Genomic DNA, 21,638 nt, shown 5'->3' with positions numbered 1-21,638 from the left:
GCTTCCCTGCTCCGGAAATTATCAGTGCCCGTAAATCGGCGATGGCACTGTCGGATAAGCCCGGTACACGTGGCGGAAGACATTTTCAGCAAGGACCTTAATCTCGTCCTCATTGTAGTCATTGACCGGAAGCCCGGTACTGTCATCCCACAGGAAGTCATAGATCTTCTGCTTCACGGCATCGCGCGTGCTTTCCTTCTCGCGCCAGTTTTCGACCCTGAGCCGCTCGGATTTCAGGATTTCAAGCAGTTCGGAAGCAACCTTCTTGATTTTGGCCGTATCGCCCTTGGAGAGCTGTGGCTTTGAGAGCAGATCGAACAAGGCCAGCGTTTCCTCATCCAGGCCTTCCTCCATGGCGCGGCGCTCTTCCGCGCTCAGATCATCGACGAGCTTCAGCAGCGCCTCAAAAGTCTTTTCGATGGTGAGCCGATCTTTTTCGAGATTGTATTCATCGACCAGCTTGTCATAGTGGGCCTGGAAGTCGGTGCGCAGCGGATTCTTCATCAGCAGGATGTTCAGACGTTTTTCGATGACGTCTTTTAACCCCTGTACGGCGGTGTGCTTGGCCGGAGATTTGGCAAACTCCAGACGCAGCCGCTCGAAATCAATCTTGCTGATGTCATAAACCCCAGCACCCTCGCCTGCAGAAGCACGGGTATGTATCGTTTCATCAACGATCCCGTGGAGCTGGCGAATGATGTCGCTGATGTCTGCGGCCTCGCGGTCGGCCTGCAAGCTCTTGTAGATGATATTGATGGCATCCCTGGCGTCGCGCTGCCCATTCACGCCGGGTACGTTGATGCAGGCTTTGAATTTCTTGAAGACCTCGCGCGCCATAATCTCGAAGCGCTTGCGAGTCTGGTCGTTTTCGTTGACAGCTTCCTTGGCTTCGATGATGGCTGCGTTTCGTGCAAAGCCAGTCTTCTCGTTGATGTCTTCCAGGCGGAAACCCTGAACCTGCAGGAAGTCCCGCACGAACCCGATGGCCTCAATGAGCTCTGCGAGAAGGTCTTCCTTAGGCAATGTAGGGTCGAGTTCCCCCTCATCATCTCCATGCCCCTCATCCCCGCGACCGGCAAAAGTAGACAGGGCTTGCCGCAGGTTTTTGAGGATGCCGCAGTAATCGACGATGAGGCCGTTGTTCTTGCCTTCCGCAACGCGGTTTGCGCGCGCAATAGCCTGCATAAGCGTATGGGCCTGCAAAGGCTTGTCGAGATAAAGCGTGGAGAGGGTTGGTACGTCAAAACCAGTCAACCACATGGCACAAACGATAGCCACGCGGAACGGGTGCTCTGACTTCTTGAAAGCGCTCTCAAGGTCGAGTCGTTTTCCGTCGCCAAGCAGAAAGCCCTCTTTCATCAAACGACGGTGAGGGGTGATATCCAGTTCCCATTTACGGAACTTATCCACCTCGCCCTGTTCTTCGCTCACCACGACGGCGATTTGCGTTTCGCGCATCCAGTCAATCTGGCGACGACGCCAGATGTCATCCTGCTCGTCCAGAGCGCTCGGCAAGTCTTTTTCCAGGCGGGCGATGTGCTCTTGCCAATAGTCATCTATCAGCTTGTGCATCCGCACGCAGGTGATCTTGTCGATGCAAACCAGCATGGCCTTGCCGGTTTCCCAGCCATTGGCGTAATGCCGGACAAAATCCTGTGCAACCTGTTCGAGACGGCTGGTACTAGTAATGATGTGGTAGTCACGCTTTAGCTCGCGTTCCAGGCGCTGCTGAACGTCGATATCATCGATCTCCAGCTCTTCAAGCTTGGCGGCGATCTTCTCGTTCAACCCCTTCGGGTCGGCCACGCTATGCTCGTCGCCATCCTCATCCACGAAACGCAGCTGCTCGCCGCGCGCATCGTAATAGAGCGGTACGGTGGCGTTGTCCTCCACCGCCCGCTGGAAGTCATAGGTGGAGATGTATTCACCGAAAACCTTTTTGGTGATTTCGTCATCCTTGAACAGCGGCGTGCCGGTGAAGCCGATGAAGCTTGCACCGGGCATAGCGTTGCGCATATTCAGGGAGAGCGTGCCGTACTGGGTACGGTGCGCTTCGTCAGTGATGACGATGATGTCGTCCCGCTCCGAGTAAGGTTTTTCGGGATCGACTTTCTTGTTGAATTTCTGGATCAGCGAAAACACGAAAGCTTTGTGCTGTCCCAGCAACTCCTGCAAATGCTCACCACTGGTGGCGCGGCAAGGATCGCGGTCGTTATCCACAACCCCGCACCCGCCGAAGGTTTTGTAGATCTGAGTGTCCAGATCCTCGCGGTCGGTCAGGACGACAAAGGTGTAGTTTCCGCCCAGCTTGCGGTGGACCTTCCGGGCGAAGAAAACGATTGAATAAGATTTGCCGGAGCCTTGGGTATGCCAAAAGACCCCAAGCTTTCCTGCACGGGCTTTGCGATCTTTCACAGCCTCAATGGCCCGGTTGACGCCCAGGAACTGGTGGTTACGGGCGACAATCTTGACGAGCTTCCCAGAGCTTTCATCGAAGAGGATGTAGTTCTCGAAGATGTCCATCAGGTTGGATTTTGAGCATGTGCCTTTCAGCAGCGTCTCCATGTCCACGACGCCGGAACTGTCTTCGTGCAGGCGCTTCCAGTCGTTGAAATGCTCAAACTTGCTGGAGACCGAGCCGATCTTGGCGTCCACGCCATTGCCCAGGACGATGAAGGCATTGTGGTGAAAGAGATGCGGGATGGTGTCTTTGTAGTCCGCAAAGTTCTTCTCGTAGGCCGCCTTGATGTCCTTGTGGACATTCTTGAGCTCCATGAAGACGAGCGGGATACCGTTCACGAAGCAAACAATATCGGCACGTCGGCGATACAGGTCGCCTTTGACCCAAAGCTCCCTCACGACAAGGAAGTGGTTCTTGGATGAGTCATCAAAGTCGAATAGGCGAAGGCGCTTTTTGACGCGCTCGCCCTTTTCATTGCGGAAGCTCACCTCAACGCCGTTCTTGTGAAGATTATCCTTCTCGCGATTGGTCGCCAGCAGCACGGAGCTGCTGCTGTACTCATTCACAATCCGCAAGGCGTCTTCATAGGCCTCCATGGGGAGACCAGGATTGAGGTCGATGAGCTTCTTACCGAGGTAGCGGTTTAACACCACCTCGGACTCATTGGTGCGACCGAGGGTGCCTTCCTTGCCCAAAATCTCCTTCATGGCATAGATCGACTCATCCCACTGCAGGTCATGCAGCAGGTAATTGGCAGTCGTCTCCTGCGCCAGATGATCCTCGGTCATTGCATTCATACAGCGATGTCTCCATTCATCAGTCGAGGTAAAAGCAAATCACGTGCGGCTACAAGCTTAGCATTTAGCTCTTCTAACTTTTCAATCTGGGCGCGGATTGGTTGAACTTCATTCAAAAAGCTTTCCAGGATGGATGAAGATGGGATTAAAACAGTCCTACCGTAAGCCACATCCCTATTTAAGCCAGGAACAGCAACGTCTGTATTTATGAACTGGACATACTGCAGCGCATAATACAAATACAAATCACACTCCTCTTTAGAGATAAAGTAGACAGTATCAATAGGCCAGTAATCCTTTGTACTCCAATGTATAGACCCTACATTGCCTTTCCGACCGACTATGATCCCTGGACCAGCGACAAGAGACTTACTGTGAGTTCCAACTACGCCACTTGAGCCATATACGGGAAATTCTCCCTCAACTCTATCGTCAGACTTTAAAGCCTTCCCGTAGTTCAGAGTCAAAATCTCGCCAATTTTTTTTATGCTCCAACCAGCAGGAGCACCATCGGTTATCTTTACATGCTCATGCCCAGGAAACCTAAGATGCACAAACCATTCTTTATACAAAACCCTGGCAGCATCATCGAGTAACTTTAAACGGCGATAATTGTTAGCTATAAGGTCATCGTAAGTTTTTATGAATCTAACCAGCTCTTTTTGCTCATCGATACCCCTGTAGAATATTTTGAGTTTTCGTTGAGCAGTAATCCCGATGTATGGCCTTGTTGATTGCTGAGCTAAAGAGGCCATGACTTTTCGAAATCCGCTCTCTCGAAAGCAATACATTAAGTATTGATTATCTAGCAAATCTGGATTTACTCGATAATAGGTTACCTGCGGGGTAAGCATGACATAGGGCGAGACTTCTGGCACTATTGCTGTATTTCCAATAGTACCCTTATGCGTCAATAAAACATCACCTGATTTTGAGAACCCAATCCTCAGCTTTTCAGCAAGCCCTTCTGGTATTTTTGCCGTCTCAAGCGGATTTAAGATCCCTCTATTCAAGTCATTAGCCATCACAAAAGAAATCCCCTCATCCACATAATCGGATGCCTTGGGATGTTTCTCCCCGTGATTTCCATCTTGAATCGCCAAGATTGCTTCAGCCTTTAACAACTCGCCAATCTCTATAAGGCCGGGCTGCAGACTCATATACCCAACTCCTCAATATTTCTAGAGATTTGGGCAGCTAAAATTGCGGCTTCTTCATTGAGGCCTTTTAACTCTGTATGAATATCCCTTAATGTCTCCTCGAAATCGAATTCCTCATCAACTTCCTCCGGAGCCACTTCAACATAAACAGCAGGATTCAAAGCCCAGTTTGCCGACTCAATTTCTTCTATCGAAACTAGTTTAACCAAGCCCTTGACATCACATAGTTCGCCATTTGGAAAGCGTGACAACAGCCAATGTGCTTGCTTGTAGAAATAGCGAACCAGCTTAAGTTGGTCCACTGCAGTTTTTCTCGACTCGTCTGTAGCCTTCTTGAGGCTAGTACGACGAGTGCCGTGTATACTAGCGTAATCCCAATGTTCACTGTTTCTTGCCGCGTGCTCGTTCTCACAAAGCTCAATTAGCCGCGTGCTTAACTTGTAAGCATGATCAATCAGCTTGACCAAATCACGACCATTCTCCGCAAGATCTTTGAGACAGATGTCGCTCTCAGTGAAATCGGTCAAATCTTCTGCTGTGTCATACGGATGACGTCCCCACCACTCGTGGAGGTCATTTTTCAAGACTCGGAAGTCAGACCAATCAGCATCAATTTGCTCAATAGCTTTCAGCAGCTCAGCATGGAGCGCGACGTGCAACTCTTCAGGATCAGCGCCCTTCTCTAACTGCTCCAAAAACGGACGCATAGCCGCGTAAAGACTTTTAAGTGCAGCAATAAAATCAGGCACCGGCTCTGCCAGCAGGCTCTCTGATTTTTCACAGGCACACGCCTCCAGCAGAGCGCTATCAATATAGCTGTGCAAGAGCTCAATAAAGCGATCGGTTTGCCCCCGGTATAGCCAAACTATAGAGGTCAGATTTTTAAGCTGCTCAGGGCTAAAGTCATAAATCTTTCGCGTGACCTTGCGATAGACATTACGCGCATCAACCATCAACACTTTGTCCTGATGCGCTTTGGGTTTGTCCTTGTTAAGGAACCAAAGCTGACAAGGCACAGGGCGTGTGTAGAAGAAGTTGCCACGAATGTCGATCATGGCATCGACATGGCCAGATTTCACTAGTTGTTCACGGACCTTGGCATCTTCCCGGCCCGCACCCGAAGCTTGTGAGGACATGACAAAGCCAGCGCGGCCTTTGTTATTCAGGTAGCTGTAGAAGTACTGAATCCAGAGGTAGTTTGCGTTGGGAACCTTCTTGGTTTTGTTGATGCCTGGGATGCCAAACGGCAGGCGTGGATCGTTCTTGATTTTCTCAGCATCCACCTCGTCCACGTTAAAGGGCGGATTCGCCATAACGTAATCGACGTTACCCCAGAGCTTTTCATGGGGATCGTTGTAGTAGGTGATGGCCTGCTCGCCGCCCACCACATTGCCTTCAAGACCATGAACCGCGAGGTTCATTTTGCATAGGCGGGTCGTTACACGGTTCTTCTCGTGTCCGTAGAAGGTGAGTTTGTTCGGGTCATCCTTGTGGACTTCCAGGAAGTGAGCGCTCTGCACGAACATACCGCCAGAGCCGCAGGCTGGGTCGAAGACAATGCCGTGATCTGGCTCCAGCACGTTGGTGATGAGCTGCACCAAGGAAACGGGGGTGAAGAACTCACCACCGTCGTGAGCCCCTTGGTCGGCAAACTCCGTCAGGAAGTACTCGTAAATCCGACCAAAAATGTCCCCAGTGGCTTTCTTCAGCTCATCTGGGTTCAGAGTTCGCAGCAGCTGACCCAAGACGTCGTTGGGGATGCTGCGATATTCGTTCTTGGGCAACTGGCCCGCTAGATTGGCGTAATCTTTCTCGATGGATTCCATCGCCTTGATGATGGCCTCAGCACGATCATCGGCATCGGTGAGCGCTACCAAGGCGTCAAATTCAGCCTTGGGGTTCAGGTAGATCGCACCTTTCTGTGAGAAATCTTCTTTGGTAAGGTCGCGGGTCTTGCCACCCCGGCTGGGCAGGGTTGCGACAATCTCATCCTTCACAGCCAGGAAGCGGCTGTAGGCGTGGCGCAGGAAAATCAGGCCCATCACGGGCAGAAAGTATTCGTTACTGGCCAGTTCAGAGTTGCCACGGAGGGTGTCTGCTGCCTTCCAAAGCCGTCTTTCAATCGCCTCGATGTTCTCTAGCTGAGCCAAGTCTCTATCCTTTTGATTTTTCGGGGTTAAGAGGGCTGCTCATGGCGCTCAGGTCGGGTCGGCTACCCCCCCTGGCTCCAGGCCTCTACCAACGACTGATTTTAGGTTTTTATCGTATGCATTGGTAGTCGGCAACGCTAATCACAAGCGGAGCGTTATGTAAAGATGGCACTATTCGCTCCCACCCGTCCCCAGATTAGTGAGGCAACCAAGACTGGCAGGCAAGACCCATGAATGCGTGCTCCGTCGTCTACTCAATCCCGCATAAGGATTCGCCACAAACTTGCCACAAGCCCAAAACGCCCGTGGCGGACAATGGCGGATTTCTGCGGGTTTCAGCGTGTGGCATTTTGTGGCAAAAAACACCAAAAACGCCCCATATAAGTTCAATAACGGCCACTAAGTCATTGATTTAATTATGGAGCGGGCGACGGGTCTCGAACCCGCGACCTACAGCTTGGGAAGCTATAAAATGCTCTTTAATTACAATTGGTTAAATTGATTTGCCACAGACTTGCCACATGATTTTTTGAGCCATTTATTTTTTGTATTCAGCGCGTGCTTCTTTTGCTCTTCGCAGGTTTATTTTTCATGCGGGCAATCATCCCACTGGGATGCCCCTTCTCGTCTGCGCTGCGCTCGATCAGATGTGCATAAACATCGTACGTGGTGCTGATATCGGTGTGCCCCATTAGTGTCGTAATTTTCGCGATATCTGTCTTCTCGGCTATCAACATGGATGCAAAGAAGTGGCGCAGCGAATACGGCGTGTATTTGGGGGTGACGACTTCCTCCCCATCGACCATCTTGGTGATAACGAGCCCCGCCTTCTCCAGGGCAGCAAAGAAACCACGCTTCCTCCAATTGTCTAGGGACTGCCACTCGCCCGTAGAGGTCGGGAAGACAAGATCGTAGGGATTACTCACGGCCTTGTGGTCTCGGTAATGAGTGACCATCTTGAGCGTTTCCGGACTGATCTCGATAAAGCGGCGTGATGCGGGTGTCTTGGGAACAGACAGCTCTCCGCCCCGGTCGAGAGCCCTCTCCACCTGCACGCCATGCTTCTGGATATTGCGTCCGGCAATCACCACGTATTCCTGTGGCCGCATGCCGGAGTCAACGGCTAGGTACAGCATGGGGCGATACCGCTCCCAGGCTTTGGCAATCTGGAGGTTTTTGGAGTTTGCAAGATCGTCAGCCGCCTTCAGCAGAGCTTCGATCTCTTTCGGCGTAGGAATGACGATGGGCTCTTTGTAGCGGGTATCCTTGCGTACGCTGATACCTGAGACAGGGTTGCTGTCGATCAGGCCGCGCGTGGACATTTCAGCGAGAACCGCATGAAAGTATGTGAGGTTCTTGGCGGCAAGATAGCGACCATGCTCGGCAATCAGCCATGACCTGAAACCGACGATATCGGGCTTGCGGAGTTCTCGTATGTCCTTTTTCCAGGGATAGGACTTCATGATGTCGGCGATGTAGCTGTAATACTTATACGTGGCGGGGGATACCGGGTCCCGGCCCTCACGGCCTTCGGTTTGGCAAACCTCCAGCCACATATCAACGGCCTGAGGCACGTCCATATCTTTGGCGGCTGATTTTGTTACCCAGCTTTGGCTGTCGTGGGAGTATGTTTTGGCTTCTTTGAGTGTTCTGAAGCTGGCATAGGAATAGCCGGTACTGGACGTGATATCTGCGTACCGAACCTGATAGGTCGTTCCATTTTTACCGGTTCTTTTCCTGATGTCGGGCATGATTCTGCTTAACCCAATCAGGCCTTACGGTCAAACGTCCCTTTAAGACTTTGCGCATTTATGTGTGCATTGTTTTGGGCGTCGATCTGACAGCTTTTGTAGAGATCGACCAGCAGGTGTTGGTCTATTTTCAGGCGTCCGTCGATAGGATCGACAAAGAACGGTAATTTGCGCTTGCCGTGCGCATCAAGGTCAGCGGCGCGCTTGAGCTGCCGGTGGCTGAGCTCAATGCCGTTTTCAGCGAGTACATTCCTGGCCTGCTCTAAATTAACGTAACGAGGAAATACCATGATCGCGTCGATCTCCTTATCTACTGATGGCGGCAAGTAAAGCGCGGGGTCAGATCTTGTAATCGTCAGCAGCACTTTTGTATGGTCCGTTGCTGTGCAGTTTATTCACGGGCTGGCCACACCTGTTGCGCGGCACGACATCTTCTCCAAACTCATTAACGGGATTCACATAAAGGGTGGCGCTCTTGAAGTGTTTGACGTTGTAATCTTCTTCAAGCTCCCTGAGCTTCTCATAAAACGCCTGACGCAGCTGCGCCATCGTCATCTCTCCCCTGATTATGATCTGCATTTTATAAATCTCTTATGCGCCACGAATACAATTTGCCTCAATACTTTCATAATGAGACTTGATAGGTTTATTTTTACTTAATTTTTTACATTCTATGGTTGTGTATTTGCCAGTGGGCCACGCTGCGGCCTGTAGCTGTCCGCGCCAGCCCGTCCCGGTCCCCACGAGGAAATCGAGAGGCGTTCAATCCAGCAGGCTCAGGTAAGTTGAAAGCATGCTCCATACAGGAGGTGTGCCATGGTTGCCTACTACTCCACACAGGATCTCTGTGATCGCTTTCGATGTTCCAGCCGTACGCTGTTTCGGCGCATGAAACGCGCCGTTAACCCGTTCCCTGCCCCATGTATGAAGCACGTGGGTAGCTTCAATCTCTGGGATTCTGAAGTGGTTTTGCGATGGGAACAGCGAGAGCGGGAACGTTGCGCTTTCGTAGGTTGAAATAAGTGCAACCTACTCTCCATATGCATAATGCGACATACAACCGTAACCGATTATACAGTCAAGCCTTGAAGACGCCTCAGCCAAGCGCTATAGGCCTCCTTTTGCTCAGCCAGATAGTCGTACTGGTCGTAAACCTGCCAGCTGCCCGGCAACTTGTGGCCCAGCATGATTTCGGCGATGTGAGGTTCAGTCAGCGTCGAGAAATTCGTCCGCGCTGTCTTGCGCAGGTCGTGAACTGACCAGTGCGCCATCTCGTATTTCTCGTGTCTGCGCAGCCATTGCATGATGTTGTAGGGCAACTGCAGGGGCGCACCCGTCCCCATCGGCTCATCTGTGCCGCTGTTGGTGAATAGGTAAGAACCTTCCCCGCTTAGATCAATGGCCTGCCGGATCAGCTCCTCGGTCTCTGGAGTGATGGGGCGAAGCAACGGCTTACCGGAATTCTTGCCCAGCTTGTGGTTGGCAGGAGGCACCGTCCAGACCATGGCCTTGAAATCAAAATGCCCCTTCTCGCTCACGCGTAGCTCGCCGTTGCGGCAGCCATAGATCAGGCAGAGTTTCAGGAATATTTTGTTCTTGGTCGCCATGCGCGATTGCTCAATAGCCTTCCACACGAGCCTGATTTCATCGGCGGACAGGGAGCGAGAGCCTGCAACCTTCTTGATCTGCAGGTCTTCCTTGGCGTTGATATCGGAGAGTGGATGGCTGGGGATGAGCTGGCGCTTCACACCCCATTTGAGCATCTGCTTGGCATTGACCAGGATGCGGTCGGCGATGCCGGGCCTGACCCTCGCCTGCTCCTCTAGCAGTGCCAGCCATTCGTGCATGGTGACCTTCCCGGCTGGCAAATGACCGATCTTCGGAAACACATGAATTTCGAAGGAGCGCAGGATTTCGTGATGGCCCTTCTTGTTCCCTTGGCAGTAAGACACATACCACTGTCGGAACAGGGACTCGATTGAATCGGCCTGAAGGATCGCCTGCTTTTCCAGCAGCCTGACGACCCTGGGGTCATGCCCCTGCTCCAGCTGGGCGCGCAGGCGTTGCGCTTCTGTACGGGCCTCTTTGAGTGACACCAGGGGATAGGTGCCAAGATCAACACGGCAGGGTCGTGCATTGTAGCGGTAGCGTAGCTGGAAGGTGATTTTGCCCTTAGGCGTAATGCGCACACTCAGAGCTTCGCGGTCGGTTTTTTCTTCCAAAGCCGCGCGAGGCTTGCCGCTGTTGGCTTTGAGCCAGGTATCCGAGATCGCCATGGGGCCTCCGGATGTGCGTACATAATTTTTCAAAGGTCTTCGAAGGGCTGATTTATGTACGCTGACATGTACACAAACCGTGTGGCTCAGCTTGTCTTCGGTTGTCTTTGATTGTCGCGGGTGACCTGGGATTCTTCAATAAAATCAGTAGATTGTTTGAGAATATGGCGAGGCCTGTCGCAGCCTGACTTAGAGGGTATGGTTGGGGTGGGAAATGATTGCGAAAGTGCGGCGCTTCGCGACTTCGGCGGCCTGGTGGGTCATGGGAAATCGCCTGACTGGGGATTGAAAAAAGGGGCGGTATCATACCTGAAGTTGGGCGGGGACCAAAATCGGGTCCCCTGATGGACTTCACTCAATACCCAGCGGGCGCTCGTTGAAACCTTGCAACTTCACCGGAGCACGATTTGGCATGTGGGCAACCAGCTCCAGCGTTCCTCCCAAAGCCTCGATGTAGTCGCGCAAGGTCGAAATCAGCATGTCGCTACGTTTCTCGACCTTGGAGATATTCGCCTGCCCTACTGCCATACGCTCGGCAAGGCTTTCCTGAGTAACCTCCAACTCCCGACGCAATGCCTGCAAGGTCAGCTCTTCGCAAACCAGCTCACGGGTTCTCTCCTCCACCCACGCTCTGCGCTCCGGAGAAAAGCTGTTCAGCAAATCATCAAGGGTCATTGTCATTTCTCGACACCTCCTGCCAGATACCTGTCATATCGCTCGTCCGCGAGAGCGATCAAGCGCTGATAAAACCGCTCCTGGTGAACACCCGCCTTGTCACCGGCAATCAGCAGAACGGCGCAACGATCCGGATCGAACGCGAATGCCACACGCCAGACACGACCATCGGAAGAAAATCTGAGCTCTTTCAGATTGCAATGGCGAGAGCCTTTCAAGGTATCTACCCGTGGACGGCCCAATAGCGGGCCTATGTCCCTCAAAAGCCCCAGATGCACCGCCAGTTGCTCCTTGAATAGCTGATCGGCCTGCAACACCTCTGCCTCAAACTCCACACAGAAAATAATCGGCCACGGCATAAAATACCTCCGAAGGAATATTCCCTCAAGCGACTATTCGCAAGAAGTACGGAGGTAAATGCTGCCCCTCGCGACTAACGGCCCAACAGCAGGTATTTCAACGCCTGACGGCCAGAATCACGCTGCTTTCTCGTGCGAAATTTCCTAAGGCCCAGGGATTAACACTGGCCAAATGCCGCCTCAGATGGGAACCTTTAGCGCAACGGAGACGTCCACTCCCCCGTCCATGCCAACCTGATGACCGCTGGTCGGGGGATGTTTCACCGGCAACACGAGCCTGACGAGGTTTCGCTCATGGCGCACAAAAGAGTGCGCTGCTACTCGCGCAACGACTGCCCGTCGCCTGGAATGGCGACACTCGCGGGCATCGCTGCGCCGACGATGAAAAAGGAGTCCGCGCCTATGGCTGCACGCTATGGCAAGGGGCTGATGGGATGGGCCGCCGCGCTCGTCATCCTGGCCCTGCTGGTCCACTGGATCGGCATCGATACGATCGCGCACTACCGCGCCGATCTCTGGTTCTACCTGCAGGCGCACCTGATGCTGGTGCTGCTGTCGATGGTGGCGGCGCTCGCCGTGGGCATCCCCGCCGGCATTGCCCTGAGTCGACCGCAGCGGGTCGACCGCGCCGAACGCTTCATGCAGGTCTTCAACATCGGCAACACCGTTCCGCCCCTCGCCGTCCTCGCCATCGCCCTGAGCATCCTCGGCATCGGCGCCGGCCCCGCGATCTTCGCGCTGTTCCTCGCCTCGTTGCTGCCCATCGTGCGCAACACCTACGAAGGCCTGAAAAACGTCCCCGCCTCACTCAAGGAAGCCGCCACCGGCATCGGCATGACGCCGCGCCAGACGCTGTACCAGGTCGAGTTGCCGAACGCCGTGCCGATCATCGTCGGTGGCGTGCGCGTGGCCCTGGCGATCAACGTCGGCACCGCACCGCTGTCGTTCCTGATCGGCGCCAACAGCCTGGGCAGCCTGATCTTCCCCGGCATCGCCCTGAACAACCAGCCGCAACTGCTGTTGGGCGCGGCCTGCACCGCCGCCCTGGCGTTGCTGCTCGATGCGCTGGTCAGCCAGTGCAGCCGCCGCTGGCTGGAACGCGGCCTGACCCACTGACCGAGGGACCACCATGAAAAGAATCGCCTTGTTCCTGGGCGCGGCCCTGCTGTTCGCCGGATTTGCCCAGGCCGCCGAAAAACCGCTGATCCGCATTGGCGCGCGGGTCTTCACCGAGCAGACCGTGCTCGCCGAAATCACCGCGCGCTACCTGCGCCAGCATGGCTTCGAGGTCAGCGTCACCGGCGGCCTCGGCAGCAGCCTGGCGCGCAGCGCCCAGGAGAGCGGCCAGCTGGACATGGTCTGGGAATACACCGGCGTCTCGCTGGTCTCCTACAACCATATCGACGAACGCCTGCCCAGCGCCGAGGCCACCTACGCGCGGGTCAAGGCACTGGACGCGCGGAAGGGCCTGGTCTGGCTCGCGCCGTCGCGCTTCAGCAACACCTACGCCCTGGCCCTGCCGCGCAAGGTCGCCGAGCAGTACCCGCAGGTGACCAGCATCAGCCAGCTCAACCAGGTACTGCGCGACGAAGCGGGCAAGACCCACGTCCTCGCCCTCGACACCGAGTTCGCCAACCGCCCGGACGGCCTCGCCGGCCTGACCGAGACCTACGACCTGCAGTTCACCCGCGAGGACATCCGCCAGATGGACGCCGGCCTGGTCTACACCGCTCTGCGCAACGGCCAGGTATTCACCGGTCTGGTGTACACCACCGATGGCCGCCTCAGCGCCTTCGACCTCAAGCTGCTGGAAGACGACCGTCACTACTTCCCCGACTACACCGCAGCGCCGGTGGTGCGCAAGGCCGTGCTCGACGCCCATCCCGAACTGGCGACCCTGCTCAAGCCGCTGGCCGAGCAACTGGACGACGAGACCATGCGCCAGCTCAACGCCAAGGTCGACGTCGAGCACCAGAGCCCGGGCAAGGTCGCGGACGACTTCCTGCGCGAGCATCCGCTGCCAGGAGGTGCCCAATGAATCTGCTGGAGACCTTCGCCCACCTCGACTGGGCGCAAGTGCTGCACCTCACCGGACAGCACGTCACCCTGGTGGGCATCGCGGTCGGCCTGGCGATTCTCGTCGGCGTGCCACTGGGCATCCTCATGACCCGCTTCCCCAGCCTCGCCGGCCCCTTGCAAGCCAGCGCCACGGTGCTGCTGACGGTGCCGTCGATCGCCCTGTTCGGCCTGCTTCTGCCGTTCTACTCAAAGTTCGGCCAGGGTCTCGGCCCGCTGCCGGCGATCACCGCGGTGTTCCTCTATTCCCTGTTGCCGATCATGCGCAACACCTACCTGGCCCTGACCAACGTCGAGCCGGGCATCCGTGAAGCCGCCCGCGGTATCGGCATGACCTTCGGCCAGCGCCTGCGCATGGTCGAACTGCCGATCGCCGTGCCGGTGATCCTCGCCGGGGTGCGTACCGCCGTGGTGATGAACATCGGCGTGATGACCATCGCCGCCACCATCGGCGCCGGTGGCCTGGGCGTACTCATCCTGACCTCCATCAGCCGCAGCGACATGTCGATGCTGCTGGTCGGCGCCGTGCTGGTGAGCCTCCTGGCCATCCTCGCCGACCTGCTGCTGCAAGCCCTGCAACGTTCGCTGACTCCAGAAGGACTGCTCAAATGATCGAACTCCAGAACCTGTCCAAGACCTTTCATAGCAACGGCAAGGAGGTCAGGGCGGTCGACGCGGTCAGCCTGACCGTCAACGAGGGCGAGATCTGCGTGTTCCTCGGTCCGTCCGGCTGCGGCAAGAGCACCACGCTGAAGATGATCAACCGCCTGATCGAACCGACCTCGGGCAAGGTGCTGATCAACGGCGAGGACACCACCGGCCTCGACGAAACCACCCTGCGCCGGCGCATCGGCTACGTGATCCAGCAGATCGGCCTGTTCCCCAACATGACCATCGAGGAAAACATCACCGTGGTCCCGCGCCTGCTCGGCTGGGACAAGCGCAAATGCCACGAGCGTGCCCGCGAGCTGATGAGCATGATCCGCCTGGAGCCCAAGCAGTACCTGCAGCGCTATCCACGCGAGCTGTCCGGCGGCCAGCAGCAGCGCATCGGGGTGATCCGCGCCCTCGCCGCCGAAGCCCCGCTGCTGCTGATGGACGAGCCGTTCGGCGCGGTCGATCCGATCAACCGCGAGATGATCCAGAACGAGTTCTTCGAGATGCAGCGCGCGCTGAACAAGACCGTGATCATGGTCAGCCACGACATCGACGAGGCGCTCAAGCTGGGCGACAAGATCGCCATCTTCCGCGCCGGCAAGCTGGTCCAGCTGGACCATCCGGACACCCTGCTGGCGCATCCGGCGGATGAGTTCGTCAGCAGCTTCGTCGGCCAGGACAGCACCCTCAAGCGCCTGCTGCTGGTGCGTGCGGAGGATGCGGCGGACAACGCGCCGTCGGCCAGCCCGGAGATGCCGGTGGCGGAGGCGCTGGAACTGATGGACGAGCATGACCGCAAGTACGTGGTGGTGACCGATGGCGACAACCGGGCGCTGGGTTATGTACGGCGGCGCGACCTGCACCGCCAGCAAGGCACCTGCACCGACTTCCTGCGCGAGTTCAACGCCACGGCAGCGCATGACGAGCACCTGCGCATCCTCTTGTCGCGGATGTACGAGTTCAACCGGGCGTGGTTGCCGGTGCTGGATGGGGACAAGGTGTTCCTCGGCGAGGTGACCCAGGAGTCGATTGCGGCGTACCTGAGTTCGGGGCGCTCGCGAGGGGGCAAGACCAGCATCGTGTCGCCGGCCGAGACAGCGGAGCCGTAAACGGCGCTCCTCTACCCCGTAGGAGCGTGGCTTGCCCGCGAAGGCCTTGTAGGAGCTGGCTTGCCTGCGAAGGACCGCGCAGCGGTCCCATTAGCGATGAAATCCGGGACCGCTACGCGGTCCTTCGCGGGCAAGCCACGCTCCTACAAGTTCTTCGCAGGCAAGCCAGCTCCTACAAGGCCTCCGCAGGCAAGCCACGCTCCTACGGGGAGAGCGCGCCAGCCTGGGATCAGAACCCTACACTGGCCTGCACATAGAAGGTCCGCGGCTCACCCAGGTAGATCCCCGCGTTGTTGTCGCTGGAACGGGTGTAGTACTGCTTGTCGAAGATGTTCTTCACCCCCACACCCAGCTTCAGGTTCGACAGTTCCTTGCCGAAGTCATACCCGCCACGGGCACTCCAGGTCACGTAGCCGGGAATGTCGCCATACTGCCCATCGGCGCTCGGCGTGGTGATGTAGTTGCCGTTGAAGCTGCCATCGGCATTCATCCCGGTACCCGGCGCGCGCTGTTTCGATTGGGCGAAGGCATCCAGGTTCCAGGTCCAGCGGTCCACCTGGTAACGCAGCCCGGCATTGACCACCTGACGCGAGTAGAACGGCAGGTCGCGGCCCTTGAAGCCGGGGATCTCGCCTTCGTAGGTCGCACGGGTGTAGGTGAACCCGGCATTGGCGCTCAGGCCATCCAGGCGCGGGTCCAGCCCCGACAGGTCGTAATGCACCGACGCCTCGATGCCCTGGTGCTTGGTCGCGCCGAGGTTGGTCCAGCCGATGTCGTTGCTGATGTATTGCAGTTCGTCGTCGAAGTCGATGTAGAACGCGGTCAGTTCGCCGCCCCAGGTGCCATCGTTGTAACGGGTGCCGATCTCGTAGGTCTTGGCCTTTTCCGCTTCCAGGCCGTTGGCGGTCGCATCGCCGGTGCCGCCCTGGCCCAGCTGGAAGTACTGCAGGCTGCCGAACGACGTCTCGTAGTTGGCGAACACCTTCCAGGCATCGGACAGGTGGTACATCACGCTCAGCGCCGGCAGCGGTTCGTTGCTGGTCACGCTGCGGTTCTTCTCCTGCACCCGCACGCCGTTGGTGCCGCGCACCGCGCGCTCATGCCAGTCGGTGTTGATGTGCTCGAAGCGCACGCCCGGGGTGATGGTCCAGTTGCCGATATCGATCTTGTCGTCGATGTAGTAGGCGCTGGCCTCGGTGCCGCCGGTGCGATCCTGGAACACATGGCCGTCGGACGTCGGGGTGATGGTCGGCACGTTGTTGACCAGCGCCAGGCGGCTGGACTGCTCGTGCATCGCTTCCTTCAGGTAGCGATAGCCGACGCTGACTTCCTGGGTCGCGGGACCGGTGAAGAAGATCCGCGACACCCGCGGCTCCACGGCGAAGGTGTGGTAGCTGCGCGGATAGGAACTGAGGGTCTTCTGGTCGCGGGCGGCGATGGTGCTGCCGCGGAAGCTGTCGGTGTAGTAGGTCAGCACTTCGAACTGGGTGACGTCGTCGATCTGTCGCAGGTACTTCAGCGACACGTCCTTGCGCCGGCCGCTGAAGCTGTCGTAGTCGCGGTCGGACTGGTACGGGTCGGCGTCGAACTGCGCCTGGGTCAGGCCGCCGGGCATGTCGGCCTTGCCGTCGTAATAGTGGAAGTTCAGCGACAGCTGGTCCTGCTCGGTCAGGTCCCAGTGGGTCTTGAGCAGCACGTCGTCGATATCGTTGTCGTTGTTGCTGCTGCGGTAGCCGTTGCCATTGACCCCGGAGTACAGCAGCGCCGCGCCCAGGCCGTTGTCGGCGGTGCCGCCGATGAAGGCCGATTCGATATGTTTCCAGCCGCCGTGACGGGAAGTCTCCAGGGTAGTGCCGACTTCACCGGTGGCTTCCTTGGGAATGGCGCGGGTGACGAAGTTGATCACCCCACCGACGTTCTGCGGTCCGTAACGCACCGAGCCCGCGCCACGCACCACGTCGATGCTGTCGAGGTTGCCGGACGAAATCGGCGCCATCGACAGCTGCGGTTGACCGTACGGCGCGAACGCCGCGGGAATGCCGTCGATCAGCACGGTGGAGCGCGGCGACAGGCGCGAGGTCAGGCCGCGCACGCCGACGTTGAGCGACAGGTCGCTGCCGCCGGTGCCGTTGGAGTCCTGTACCTGCACCCCGGGAATACCCTTGAGCACGTCGCGCACGTTCATCGCACCCTGCTCGATCATCGCCTCGCGGCGGACCACGGTACGCGCGCCGGGGTGGTTCTGCACCACGCGCTCCTCGGCGTCGCCGAGCCAGTCACCGACCATGCTGACATCGGTGGGCGCCAGCTCCAGGGTGCCGCTGGCGGCTTGGCTGTCGGCCTGTGCCGAATGCAGGACCACGGTGCCCTGGGAAATCTCGTAGGTCAGCCCGCTGCCTTGCAGCAACGCCTGCAGCGCCTGCTCCGGCGACAAGGTGCCGGACACCGCCGGCGCCTGCTTGCCGGCCACCAGCGCGGGGCTGAAGAACAGCTGCAGCGAGGTCTGCTGGCCCAGCTGGTTCAGCGCCGTGGCCAGCGACTGGGCCTGGATCTGGATGCTGGTCGGGGTCGAATCGGCGTAGCTGGTGCCGATGCTGGCGCTGACCGCCAGGGCCAGTGCCAGGGGCAACCAGCGCGAGCGGCCGGCGGAGCGCGGGGAAAGCTTGTTGTTGTTCACGTCTTCGAGAAGTCCTGAGGGGCGGATCGGGATCAACTGCCTGCGAATGAAAATGCTTGGCAATTACAAGTCGGGCAGGAAGACGAACAACTCGAAAAATACCTGAATCTATTTTGCGATTATTTCTCGGGAGCCATCGGCATGGGTCACCACGGCAACCGGCAGGATGCTCGGCAAGGCGCGCAGCAGAGCGTCCGTATCGTCGACGCGGAAGGTGCTGCTCAAGCGCAGGCCGGCGACTTTCGGCGCCACTTTCAAGGGCTGCTGGCGGTAGCGCGAGACCTCTTCGGCCACCTGCGCCAGCGCGGCATCGTTGAACACCAGCTTGCCGGAGCGCCAGGCGGTGAGCGCGGCGGCGTCCACCGCATAGGGCGCGGCGACCTTGCCGTGGGCATCGATATGGGAACCGAGGCCGGCGCTCAGCAGGGCCTGCGACCCGCCCTGGCCCTGTACCCGCACCGAGCCCTGCTCCACCGCGACGCGGGTCTGCGCCGCATCGCGGCGGACGTCGAAGCGCGTACCGGTCACGGTGACCGTGCCATTACCGGCATCCACCACGAAGGGCCGGGCACTGTCGTGGGCGACGCTGAACATCACTTCGCCGCGCTCCAGGCGCACATCCCGCTGCCCGGCACTGAAACGCACCTCCAGGCGCGTGCGGCCGTTGATCTCCAGGTGCGTGCCGTCGGGCAACTCCACCTGGCGCCGTTCGCCAAGGGCGGTCTGCAACTGTTCGGAATAGTCGAGGCTGCGCTGCTGCCAGCCGAACCAGCCCAGGCCCAGCGCGGCGGCGGCCACACCGGCCGCGAGGGCCTGGCGGAGGACGCGGCGACGCGGCAGAGCGCGCACCGGATCGGCGACGCAGAGTTTTTCCAGGCGCTCGGGCGACAGCAGATCGCTGGCCCGCCACAGTCGCGCCAGCAGCTCATATTCATCGCGGTGAAGGGGATCCGCGGCCAGCCAGGCCTCGAAGCGCGCCTGCTGCTCGGGCGCCAGCGGCGCATCCTGGACCCGGGCAAACCATTCGGCCGCCTGCTCGCGCGCGGCCTCGTGCGGCCCGGAACTCGCGCCCTGATTCATGAATACATTCGCCTGACTCATCTCGTCGACACATCCAGGTGCTCGCGCAGATGACGGAGCGTGCGGATCATATACTTTTCGACCATGTTCTTGGTCAATCCCATGCGTTCGGCGATCTCCGCCTGGGTCAGCCCCTCCAGCTTCTGCCAGACGAACACCTTGCGACAGTTCAGTGGCAGCTCGGCCAGCGCGCGCTCGACGCTGTCGGCCAACTGCAGCGCATTCATGAACGCCTCCGGGTCGTCGCCCGGCGTCGGGCCGAGGTCCAGTGCCTGCTGTTCGAGAAGCTGGCGGCGGTCCTCGCGGCGATAACCGTCGACGGCGATATTGCGCGCGGTCTGGTGCAGGTAGGCGCGCGGCTGCTCGACGTCGGCCTGTTCACTTTCCAGCACCCGGACAAAAGCATCGTGCGCCAGATCCTCGGCCTGCTGGCGGCTGCGCAGCTTGCGCGTCCAGGTGCCGATCAGTTCGTGGTAATGGTCGAGGAAGCCTTTGTGTCGAGACACGGTGTGGAGGTCATCGTCAGGCGGAGGGAAGGTGCGCGAATAGTAATGTTTCTTATTAAGAGCGGCAAATGTCTCGTCATTTCGTCCGATCGGAGGTTTGCGGGCGAATTTTTTTCACCCCGGCTACCGGTGCGATGGGTGGCCATAAATATGAACAGTCGAACCTGCCACCGGAATGACCGAAGAGTTCCGACAAAGGGTCACTTTGATTCAATGAAAGACACTTGGTGGCGAAACTCGGCGAATGAAACAGCTGTAGAACAAGTTCGGCGAACATCGGCAAATCGCCAGCTATTCCACAATTCTTTACGGGTGGACGATTCTCGGGAACATATGGCTGTCACCTGAGTCGGTTATGAATGAAACAAGCCGACAACACGCAGCCGAGGAGTACGAAAACGCGACATTTTTAGTTGATCTTGAACCCCTCAGGTCCTAAAGTTCGCGCCGAACGTCCATGCTGGAAACGATCCATCCGGCTCAAGTACTGACGACGAGACAGCAAGGTCACCCGTGGAGCAAGTTATCGCGCGCGGTTGACCTTTTTGCTTTCGGCGACATGCCTTGGGAAGTAGGCGAACCAAAGTGGGGATACGGAGGGCGTTCAGTTGCAGCCACTTATTTTTTCAGTTTGCCCATGGAGTCCCCCGGTATGTCGATTCAGGTCGAAGACTACTTCGCGCGCGAAACCTTCCAGAAAATGAAGGCGTTCGCCGACAAGCAAGAAACCCCGTTCGTACTCATCGACACCCAGATGATCAGCCAGGCCTATGACGACCTGCGCGCCGGCTTCGAATTCGCCAAGGTCTACTACGCGGTCAAGGCCAACCCCGCGGTCGAAATCATCGACCTGCTGAAGGAAAAGGGTTCGAGCTTCGACATCGCCTCGATCTACGAGCTGGACAAGGTCCTCGGCCGTGGCGTCGGCGCCGACCGCATCAGCTACGGCAACACCATCAAGAAGTCCAAGGACATCCGCTACTTCTACGAGAAGGGCGTGCGCCTGTATGCCACCGACTCCGAAGCCGACCTGCGCAACATCGCCAAGGCCGCGCCGGGCTCGAAAGTCTACGTGCGTATCCTCACCGAAGGCTCCACCACCGCCGACTGGCCGCTGTCGCGCAAGTTCGGCTGCCAGACCGACATGGCCATGGACCTGCTGATCCTCGCCCGCGACCTGGGTCTGGTGCCGTACGGCATCTCCTTCCACGTCGGTTCGCAGCAGCGTGACATCTCCGTGTGGGACGCCGCGATCGCCAAGGTGAAGGTGATCTTCGAGCGCCTGAAGGAAGAAGACGGCATCGAACTGAAGCTGATCAACATGGGTGGCGGCTTCCCGGCCAACTACATCACCCGCACCAACAGCCTGGAAACCTACGCCGAAGAGATCATCCGCTTCCTCAAGGAAGACTTCGGCGACGACCTGCCGGAAATCATCCTCGAACCGGGCCGTTCGCTGATCGCCAACGCCGGCATCCTGGTCAGCGAAGTGGTACTGGTCGCGCGTAAATCGCGTACCGCCGTCGAGCGCTGGATCTACACCGACGTGGGCAAATTCTCCGGCCTGATCGAAACCATGGACGAGTCCATCAAGTTCCCGATCTGGACCGAGAAGAAAGGCGAAACCGAAGAAGTCGTGATCGCCGGCCCGACCTGCGACAGCGCCGACATCATGTACGAGCACTACAAATACGGCCTGCCGCTGAACCTGGCGATCGGCGACCGCCTGTACTGGCTGTCCACCGGTGCCTACACCACCAGCTACAGCGCCGTCGAATTCAACGGCTTCCCGCCGCTGAGGGCGTACTACCTGTAAATGAAAAAGGGGCTGAGTGATCAGCCCCTTTTTTCTTGGGTGTCATACCGGGCCTCATCGCTGGCTTGCCAGCGATAGGGCCCTCAAG

General features: G+C 57.8%; 17 protein-coding genes. 5 read left to right on the top strand and 12 right to left on the bottom strand.

The genetic code is table 11. From position 1 onward, the window contains the following. Nucleotides 1-21: 21 nt before the first annotated feature. From CHB99_RS08705 to CHB99_RS08665, 9 genes are all read right to left on the bottom strand, one after another. Nucleotides 22-3,258: a type I restriction endonuclease subunit R gene (locus CHB99_RS08705; RefSeq protein WP_042120809.1), complete on the bottom strand. Its 3,237-nt coding sequence runs from the start codon at nt 3,256-3,258 to the stop codon at nt 22-24. Next, nucleotides 3,255-4,418 carry a restriction endonuclease subunit S gene (locus tag CHB99_RS08700; protein ID WP_084702449.1) on the bottom strand — a complete coding sequence of 388 codons (1,164 nt, stop codon included), beginning with the start codon at nt 4,416-4,418 and terminating at the stop codon, nt 3,255-3,257. Before CHB99_RS08700 ends, CHB99_RS08705 begins: the two co-directional genes overlap by 4 nt. Beyond that, on the bottom strand, nt 4,415-6,568 hold the full coding sequence (locus tag CHB99_RS08695) for a class I SAM-dependent DNA methyltransferase (RefSeq protein ID WP_042120810.1): 2,154 nt from the start codon (nt 6,566-6,568) through the stop codon (nt 4,415-4,417). The genes CHB99_RS08700 and CHB99_RS08695 overlap by 4 nt, the downstream gene beginning before the upstream one ends. 551 nt (nt 6,569-7,119) lie before the next feature. After that, nucleotides 7,120-8,319 (bottom strand): tyrosine-type recombinase/integrase, encoded by a 1,200-nt coding sequence (locus tag CHB99_RS08690; protein WP_042120811.1) that lies wholly within the window; start codon nt 8,317-8,319, stop codon nt 7,120-7,122. A 17-nt stretch (nt 8,320-8,336) separates the two neighbouring features. Further along, nucleotides 8,337-8,684, bottom strand: a complete 348-nt coding sequence (locus CHB99_RS08685) for a hypothetical protein (protein WP_212555907.1) — start codon at nt 8,682-8,684, stop codon at nt 8,337-8,339. After that, nucleotides 8,659-8,898: a hypothetical protein gene (locus CHB99_RS08680; RefSeq protein ID WP_052419350.1), complete on the bottom strand. Its 240-nt coding sequence runs from the start codon at nt 8,896-8,898 to the stop codon at nt 8,659-8,661. Before CHB99_RS08680 ends, CHB99_RS08685 begins: the two co-directional genes overlap by 26 nt. Nucleotides 8,899-9,389: 491 nt before the next feature. Further along, nucleotides 9,390-10,595, bottom strand: a complete 1,206-nt coding sequence (locus CHB99_RS08675; protein WP_042120813.1) for a tyrosine-type recombinase/integrase — start codon at nt 10,593-10,595, stop codon at nt 9,390-9,392. Nucleotides 10,596-10,946: 351 nt separating this feature from the next. After that, nucleotides 10,947-11,276, bottom strand: coding sequence for a helix-turn-helix domain-containing protein (locus CHB99_RS08670; RefSeq protein WP_042120814.1), 330 nt, complete (start codon nt 11,274-11,276; stop codon nt 10,947-10,949). Continuing rightward, a complete protein-coding gene (locus tag CHB99_RS08665) occupies nt 11,273-11,629 on the bottom strand; it encodes a type II toxin-antitoxin system RelE/ParE family toxin (RefSeq protein WP_042120815.1) in 357 nt (118 codons plus the stop codon). Before CHB99_RS08665 ends, CHB99_RS08670 begins: the two co-directional genes overlap by 4 nt. 402 nt (nt 11,630-12,031) lie before the next feature. Here CHB99_RS08665 and CHB99_RS08660 point away from each other — a divergent pair, with 402 nt between their 5' ends. Genes CHB99_RS08660 through CHB99_RS08645 form a run of 4 tightly spaced genes read left to right on the top strand, consistent with a single transcriptional unit; the run spans nt 12,032 to nt 15,471 of the window. Beyond that, on the top strand, nt 12,032-12,745 hold the full coding sequence (locus tag CHB99_RS08660; RefSeq protein WP_042120816.1) for an ABC transporter permease: 714 nt from the start codon (nt 12,032-12,034) through the stop codon (nt 12,743-12,745). Nucleotides 12,746-12,758: 13 nt separating this feature from the next. Next, the gene (locus tag CHB99_RS08655) at nt 12,759-13,667 is read left to right on the top strand and encodes a glycine betaine ABC transporter substrate-binding protein (RefSeq protein ID WP_042120817.1); all 909 of its coding nucleotides are present in this window, start codon (nt 12,759-12,761) and stop codon (nt 13,665-13,667) included. Next, the gene (locus CHB99_RS08650; protein ID WP_042120818.1) at nt 13,664-14,317 is read left to right on the top strand and encodes an ABC transporter permease; all 654 of its coding nucleotides are present in this window, start codon (nt 13,664-13,666) and stop codon (nt 14,315-14,317) included. The genes CHB99_RS08655 and CHB99_RS08650 overlap by 4 nt, the downstream gene beginning before the upstream one ends. Then, entirely contained in the window at nt 14,314-15,471 is a 1,158-nt protein-coding gene (locus CHB99_RS08645) for an osmoprotectant ABC transporter ATP-binding protein OsmV (protein WP_042120819.1), read from the top strand. The genes CHB99_RS08650 and CHB99_RS08645 overlap by 4 nt, the downstream gene beginning before the upstream one ends. A 229-nt stretch (nt 15,472-15,700) precedes the next feature. Here the strand turns inward: CHB99_RS08645 and CHB99_RS08640 are convergent, their stop codons facing one another. The 3 genes from CHB99_RS08640 to CHB99_RS08630 form a co-directional block, all read right to left on the bottom strand. Continuing rightward, nucleotides 15,701-18,148 (bottom strand): TonB-dependent siderophore receptor, encoded by a 2,448-nt coding sequence (locus tag CHB99_RS08640; RefSeq protein ID WP_042120820.1) that lies wholly within the window; start codon nt 18,146-18,148, stop codon nt 15,701-15,703. Between the two features lie 108 nt (nt 18,149-18,256). Continuing rightward, nucleotides 18,257-19,228 (bottom strand): FecR family protein, encoded by a 972-nt coding sequence (locus CHB99_RS08635; protein ID WP_042120931.1) that lies wholly within the window; start codon nt 19,226-19,228, stop codon nt 18,257-18,259. Between the two features lie 17 nt (nt 19,229-19,245). Next, complete coding sequence (locus tag CHB99_RS08630; RefSeq protein WP_042120821.1) at nt 19,246-19,734, bottom strand: sigma-70 family RNA polymerase sigma factor; 489 nt, start codon at nt 19,732-19,734, stop codon at nt 19,246-19,248. A gap of 652 nt (nt 19,735-20,386) precedes the next feature. Between CHB99_RS08630 and CHB99_RS08625 the strand changes: the two genes are divergently transcribed. Next, nucleotides 20,387-21,550: a type III PLP-dependent enzyme gene (locus CHB99_RS08625; RefSeq protein WP_042120822.1), complete on the top strand. Its 1,164-nt coding sequence runs from the start codon at nt 20,387-20,389 to the stop codon at nt 21,548-21,550. Nucleotides 21,551-21,638 lie beyond the last annotated feature (88 nt).

The organism is Pseudomonas japonica (genome assembly GCF_900188455.1).
GTDB lineage: Bacteria > Pseudomonadota > Gammaproteobacteria > Pseudomonadales > Pseudomonadaceae > Aquipseudomonas > Aquipseudomonas japonica.
Note: the sequence above shows the minus strand (reverse complement) of the source record. Positions and strands in the feature narration are given on the sequence as shown.

Coding starts and splice junctions, on each gene's coding strand:
- CHB99_RS08705 (WP_042120809.1), bottom strand. CDS start 3,258: ATGAATGCAATGACCGAGGATCATCTGGCGCAGGAGACGACTGCCAAT.
- CHB99_RS08700 (WP_084702449.1), bottom strand. CDS start 4,418: ATGAGTCTGCAGCCCGGCCTTATAGAGATTGGCGAGTTGTTAAAGGCT.
- CHB99_RS08690 (WP_042120811.1), bottom strand. CDS start 8,319: ATGCCCGACATCAGGAAAAGAACCGGTAAAAATGGAACGACCTATCAG.
- CHB99_RS08680 (WP_052419350.1), bottom strand. CDS start 8,898: ATGCAGATCATAATCAGGGGAGAGATGACGATGGCGCAGCTGCGTCAG.
- CHB99_RS08675 (WP_042120813.1), bottom strand. CDS start 10,595: ATGGCGATCTCGGATACCTGGCTCAAAGCCAACAGCGGCAAGCCTCGC.
- CHB99_RS08670 (WP_042120814.1), bottom strand. CDS start 11,276: ATGACAATGACCCTTGATGATTTGCTGAACAGCTTTTCTCCGGAGCGC.
- CHB99_RS08665 (WP_042120815.1), bottom strand. CDS start 11,629: ATGCCGTGGCCGATTATTTTCTGTGTGGAGTTTGAGGCAGAGGTGTTG.
- CHB99_RS08660 (WP_042120816.1), top strand. CDS start 12,032: ATGGCTGCACGCTATGGCAAGGGGCTGATGGGATGGGCCGCCGCGCTC.
- CHB99_RS08655 (WP_042120817.1), top strand. CDS start 12,759: ATGAAAAGAATCGCCTTGTTCCTGGGCGCGGCCCTGCTGTTCGCCGGA.
- CHB99_RS08650 (WP_042120818.1), top strand. CDS start 13,664: ATGAATCTGCTGGAGACCTTCGCCCACCTCGACTGGGCGCAAGTGCTG.
- CHB99_RS08645 (WP_042120819.1), top strand. CDS start 14,314: ATGATCGAACTCCAGAACCTGTCCAAGACCTTTCATAGCAACGGCAAG.
- CHB99_RS08635 (WP_042120931.1), bottom strand. CDS start 19,228: ATGAATCAGGGCGCGAGTTCCGGGCCGCACGAGGCCGCGCGCGAGCAG.
- CHB99_RS08625 (WP_042120822.1), top strand. CDS start 20,387: ATGTCGATTCAGGTCGAAGACTACTTCGCGCGCGAAACCTTCCAGAAA.